At 65.6% G+C, this 5,453-nt stretch carries 6 protein-coding genes; all 6 read left to right on the forward strand.

What is annotated here, in order from left to right; translation table 11 throughout:
* Nucleotides 1–1,257, forward strand: a 1,257-nt coding sequence (locus tag ACLQ7E_RS11345; protein ID WP_411732681.1) for a M18 family aminopeptidase, incomplete at its 5' end; no start/stop codon positions are given.
* A 96-nt stretch (nt 1,258–1,353) separates the two neighbouring features.
* Complete coding sequence (locus tag ACLQ7E_RS11350) at nt 1,354–3,486, forward strand: acyltransferase family protein (RefSeq protein ID WP_411732682.1); 2,133 nt, start codon at nt 1,354–1,356, stop codon at nt 3,484–3,486.
* A gap of 170 nt (nt 3,487–3,656) precedes the next feature.
* Nucleotides 3,657–3,962: a 30S ribosomal protein S6 gene (rpsF, locus tag ACLQ7E_RS11355; RefSeq protein ID WP_068732441.1), complete on the forward strand. Its 306-nt coding sequence runs from the start codon at nt 3,657–3,659 to the stop codon at nt 3,960–3,962.
* A 44-nt stretch (nt 3,963–4,006) separates the two neighbouring features.
* Entirely contained in the window at nt 4,007–4,588 is a 582-nt protein-coding gene (locus ACLQ7E_RS11360; protein ID WP_411732683.1) for a single-stranded DNA-binding protein, read from the forward strand.
* 63 nt (nt 4,589–4,651) lie between these two features.
* The gene (rpsR, locus tag ACLQ7E_RS11365; protein WP_007269381.1) at nt 4,652–4,891 is read left to right on the forward strand and encodes a 30S ribosomal protein S18; all 240 of its coding nucleotides are present in this window, start codon (nt 4,652–4,654) and stop codon (nt 4,889–4,891) included.
* Between the two features lie 15 nt (nt 4,892–4,906).
* Nucleotides 4,907–5,362, forward strand: coding sequence for a 50S ribosomal protein L9 (gene rplI / locus ACLQ7E_RS11370; RefSeq protein WP_411732684.1), 456 nt, complete (start codon nt 4,907–4,909; stop codon nt 5,360–5,362).
* The last annotated feature ends 91 nt before the right edge of the window (nt 5,363–5,453 follow it).

A 5,453-nucleotide genomic window follows, 5' to 3' on the forward strand; every position in this document is an offset into this window, starting at 1 on the left:
AACAACACCCCCCTTCCCGCCTGCGCCGCGCACCCCCCCTCACCCTCCCCCCCCCCCCCCGCGGCGCCCCGCCGCCTGGACGCGGCGGGCTTCACCGAGCTTTTCGAGGCGAACGCGTGGGAACCGGGTCCGGGCGGGCACTACGTGATCCGCGACGGCGCGATCATTGCCTGGGTGCAGCCGGAGAACGCGAGTGCAACCACCGGATTCCACATCCTGGGCTCCCACACCGACTCGCCCTCCTTCAAGCTCAAGCCCAAGCCCACCACCGGCGCCCACGGCTGGCTGCAGGCAGGCGTGGAGGTCTACGGCGGCCCGCTGCTGAACTCCTGGCTGGACCGGGAGCTGCTGCTTGCGGGGCGCCTGGTGCTGCTCGACGGCACACAGGTGCTGGCGCGCACCAACCCGATGCTGCGCTTCCCGCAGCTGGCCGTTCACCTGGACCGGGCCGTCAACGACGGGCTTGCGCTGGACAAGCAGGTGCACATGAACCCGGTGTGGGGGATCGGGGACCCGGGGCAGGCCGACGTGCTGGCGGTGCTGGCCGAAGCGGCGGGCGTGGATGTTGCCCAGATCGGCGGCTACGACGTGGTGGTTGCCGACGCGCAGCGCGGCGAAATCTTCGGCGCCTCCAACGAGTTCTTTGCCTCCGGGCGCCTGGACAACCTCTCCTCGGTGCACGCCTCGCTCACCGCCCTGGTGAACCATGCCGCCACGGGCACCGGCGACCACATTGGAGTGCTTGCCGCCTTTGACCACGAGGAAATCGGTTCCGCCTCCCGCTCCGGGGCCTGCGGCCCGTTCCTGCAGGACGTGCTCGAGCGCATCGGGCACGGCCTGGGCGCCACGCTGCAGGACCGCAACCGCGCCTACGCCGACTCGTTCTGCCTCTCGGCCGACGCCGGGCACTCGGTGCACCCGAACTACCCCGGGCGCCACGACCCGGCCAACCGCCCGTTGCTGGGGGCCGGCCCCTTGCTGAAGATCAACGCGAACCAGCGCTATGCCACCGACGCGGTGGGCGCGGCGCTCTTTGCCCGGCTCTGCGCCACCGCCGATGTCCCGTACCAGGAGTTCGTGTCCAACAACCAGATGCCGTGCGGGTCGACCATCGGCCCGCTGACCGCCACCCGGCTGGGCATCCGCACCGTGGATGTGGGCATCCCGCTGCTGTCGATGCACTCGGCCCGCGAAATGTGCGGCGTGGCCGATCCGCTGCGCCTGGCCAGGATCTCCGAGGCGTTCTTCGCCGCCTAGGTCCTTGGCCCGATGTGCCAACAAACGGCGAACCGGAAAGCCGGTTAACACCCAGAGGTCACCGGCTGTTCATGCTTGTGTGCTTTGCTCGCGGACATGATTGCCGAGTCGAAGCCACGCCGTTTCCTGCCCGAGGTCCAGTCGTTGCGCGCCGTGGCGGTGCTGCTGGTCGTGGCCTACCACCTCGAGCCGCGCATGGTCCCCGGCGGCTTCGTCGGGGTCGACGTGTTCTTCGCGATCTCCGGGTTCCTGATCACCGGGCACCTGCTGCGCGAGGTGCGCAAGACCGGGCGCATCGACCTTCCGGGGTTCTGGGCCGCGCGGGTGCGGCGGATCCTGCCCGCCGCGTTTGCGGTGATCCTCGCGGTGCTGGCCGCCACGATGGCCTTCCTGCCTGCCACGCAGTGGAAAACCGTGGGCACCGCCGCCCTGGCCTCGGCGTTTTCGGTGGAAAACTGGGTGCTGGCCGCCGACGCGGTCGACTACCTTGCCGCCGATGCCGAACCCACCGCGCTGCAGCATTTCTGGTCCCTCGGGGTTGAGGAACAGTTCTACCTCATCTGGCCGCTGCTGGTGCTGCTGGCAGTGTGGCTGGCCAGGGCCCGGCCACGTGCCGGGGCCCGGGACCGCGTGGGACGCCGGGAAACCACCGGAGGGCTTCCGCGCACCACACTCCTGCTGGTCTTCGGCACGGTCATCCTCGCCTCGCTGGCCTATTCGATGGTGCTGGTGAATTCGGGAAACCCGGCCGCCTACTTCATCACCCCCGCCCGCGTCTGGGAAATGGCTGCCGGCGGCCTGCTGGCGCTGCTGCTCGCCCCGCCAGAGCCCGGGCTTGCGGCACGCGGCGCTCGCTGGCTTGTGGTCCCCGGCGTGCGGACCGCGCTGGCCTGGGGCGGTTTTGGGGCAATCGCGGCGGCTGCCTTTGGCTTTGACGGTGGCACGCCCTTCCCCGGACTGTCCGCTGCCCTGCCGGTGGCGGGAACCCTGGCGGTGATCCTGGCCGGGCAGACCAGTGGCGCCTTGGCTCCGCAGAAACTCCTCGAGCTTCCCGCGGTGCAATGGGTGGGGAACGTGTCCTACTCCCTGTACCTGTGGCACTGGCCGGCGCTCACCTTCTTCCTCTTCTTCGCCGGCCGCGAGCCGGGGCCCGCCCAGAGCATCGGTCTGCTGGTGCTTTCGCTGCTGCTTGCCTGGGCCAGCTACCGCTGGATCGAAACCCCGGTGCGGACCTTCGCCCCGCTCGCCGTCTCGAACTGGCGGGCGCTGGGTGCCGGGGCCGCCGCACTGGTCCTGGTCGCGGCGCTTGCGGTGGCCCCCGGAACCCTGGCCGAACGCGAGATCGTCGCCCAGGAACGCGCGGTCGCCACGCTGCTTGCCTCTCCTCCGCCCGGGTTCGGTGCAGCTTCGGTCCCCGCCGGTGCACCTGCATACCTGGAGGGCGTGCGGCAGATCGTCCCGGTTCCGGCCGAGGCCGAGTACGACCTGCCCGACCTAGGTGAGTGCGTCCAGAAACCCAAGTCGCCCATCACCGTCGAATGCGAGAAGGGTGCAGCCGACGGGACCCTGACCATTGCCCTGGTGGGAGATTCGCACGCCTCGCATTGGTACCGGGCGATGGAGGCAACCGCCAAGCAACACGGCTGGACGGTGTTGACCTACCTGAAGAATTCCTGCCCCTTCAGCGCCACCAAGCGCACCGCCGAAAAAGATGGCGGCATTTCCTGCCACCAAGCCAACAAGGACACGCTGAAGCGCATCCTGGCCCGCGGGGATGTGGACGCGGTGGTGAGCGGTCACTGGTCCGGAGCCACGTTCGAAAAGGGTGCCGCCCAGGGCTTCGCCAACTATTGGGGCCAGCTGGAAGACGCCGGAATCAAGGTCTACCCGATTTTCGACACCCCGCGCCCCGGGCTGAAGGCCTATGCGCGGGATTGCGTGGTGCAGCACCCGGAAGAGCTTCGGTCCTGCGGCGCCCCGGAATCAAAGGCCTTCGAGGCCAACGACTTCACACTCGCTGCGGCCAAGCTCGAGCGGCGGGTCGGTGTCCTGGATTTCACCGACCAGTTCTGTGCCGACGGATTCTGCCCCGCCGTCATCGGGAACGTGTTGGTGTACCGGGACAAGCACCACATCTCCGACACCTACATGCGCACGCTCGCCCCGGTCTTCGGTGATCGGCTGGAGGATCAGCTGCGCGCCGACGGGCTGATGGACACCGAGAGGTGACCTCCGTGATACACCGCACCCGGCATCGTCGGGTGCGGCGGTGATTTTCCGCTAGAATGGTTGAGGCTGTTTCTGCCGCGCCCGGCAATCGGGTTGTGGCGACAGCAAATGCAAAGAACCTCCTGTTGCGGAAATGCCGTGACCGTTTAGCCCAAAGGAGGTGGGTTCACATGCGTGCTTATGAATTGATGGTGCTGATCGACCCCGAGGTCGACGAGCGAACCGTTGAACCGACCCTCGGTAAGTTCCTGGACGTTGTCCTCAACGATGGTGGAACCATCGAAAAGGTTGACATCTGGGGCCGTCGCCGCCTGGCCTACGACATTCAGAAGAAGAATGAGGCCATTTACGCGGTAGTTAACTTCACCGCTACCCCCGCTACTTCCGCAGAGCTTGATCGCCAGCTGAGCCTCAATGAGACCATCATGCGCACCAAGATCACCCGCCCGGAAGAGGCAAAGGTCGTAGCGGAGTAATTCTGCTGTCCGATCTTCGTAGAACAACACTTTAGGAGGCTTCAATGGCAGGCGAAACAGTCATTACGGTTATTGGTAATTTGACCGCTGACCCGGAACTGCGTTTCACCCCGTCAGGATCGGCAGTGGCGAACTTCACCATTGCTTCGACCCCGCGAACCTTCGACCGCCAGACCAATGAATGGAAGGACGGCGACACGCTGTTCCTCCGTGCGTCGGTGTGGCGTGAGGCTGCTGAAAACGTCGCTGAGACGTTGACCAAGGGCATGCGAGTCATCGCCCAGGGTCGCCTCAAGTCGCGTTCCTACGAAACCAAGGAAGGCGAAAAGCGTAACGTCACCGAGCTTGAGGTCGATGAAATCGGCCCGTCGCTGCGTTACGCCTCCGCAAAGGTCACCCGTACCCAGCGCTCCGGCGGTGGTGGCGGTGGTGGCTTCGGCGGCCAGCAGAACGCCGGCGCAAATGCCGGTGGCAATCAAGGCGGCGGCGGTGGATTCGGTGGAGGAAACTCCGGCGGAAACAGCGGCGGCGGCTGGAATGCACCTGCAGCCGACCCATGGGGCGCTCCTGCCGGAGGAAACAATGGCGGATGGGGCAACCCGGGTTCCGACGAACCGCCCTTCTAAACAAATTTATTCACCATCCCGCAGAAAATTCTGCGGGCTCCACCTGAATTAAGGAGCTCCACGATGGCTAAGGCTGAACTCCGTAAGCCCAAACCAAAGTCCAATCCCTTGAAGGCCGCTGACATCACTGTCATCGACTATAAGGACGTAGCATTGCTGCGCAAGTTCATTTCGGATCGCGGAAAGATCCGTGCCCGTCGCGTTACCGGCGTTTCCGTACAGGAACAGCGCAAGATCGCACAGGCCATCAAGAACGCGCGCGAAGTGGCATTGCTGCCTTACTCCGGCGCCGGCCGCGGCTAAGGAAGGTATACCAACATGGCAAAGCTCATTCTGACCCACGAAGTTACCGGCCTCGGTGCCGCAGGCGACATCGTCGAGGTGAAGGATGGTTACGCACGTAACTACCTTCTCCCGCGTTCGTTCGCCATCACCTGGACCAAGGGCGGTGAGAAGCAGGTTGAGTCGATCAAGGCCGCCCGTGCTGCTCGCGCTGTTGCATCCTTGGAAGAGGCACAGGCACTTGCTGCTTCGCTGTCCGCCAAGCCGGTCAAGCTGACCGTCAAGGCCGGCGCTACCGGTCGCCTCTTCGGCACCGTCAAGACCGACGACATCGCCAAGGCTGTTGCAGCCGCCGGCGTTGGCTCGATCGACAAGCGCAACATCGAGATCGACGACCACATCAAGTCGACGGGTAACTACTCGGCTACCGTGCGTCTGCACACCGATGTTTCGGCAAAGATTGCACTGCAGGTTGTTGCCGCAAAGAAGTAATTCCTTGCGCACCCGCCGTCCTCGTTGACGGCACCGCACTGTGGACCCCCCCAATGGCGGGGTCCACAGTGGGTTAAGGCCTTGGTGGGGG

Origin of the sequence: Paeniglutamicibacter sp. (assembly GCF_046714615.1) — a bacterium.
Lineage (GTDB): Bacteria > Actinomycetota > Actinomycetes > Actinomycetales > Micrococcaceae > Paeniglutamicibacter.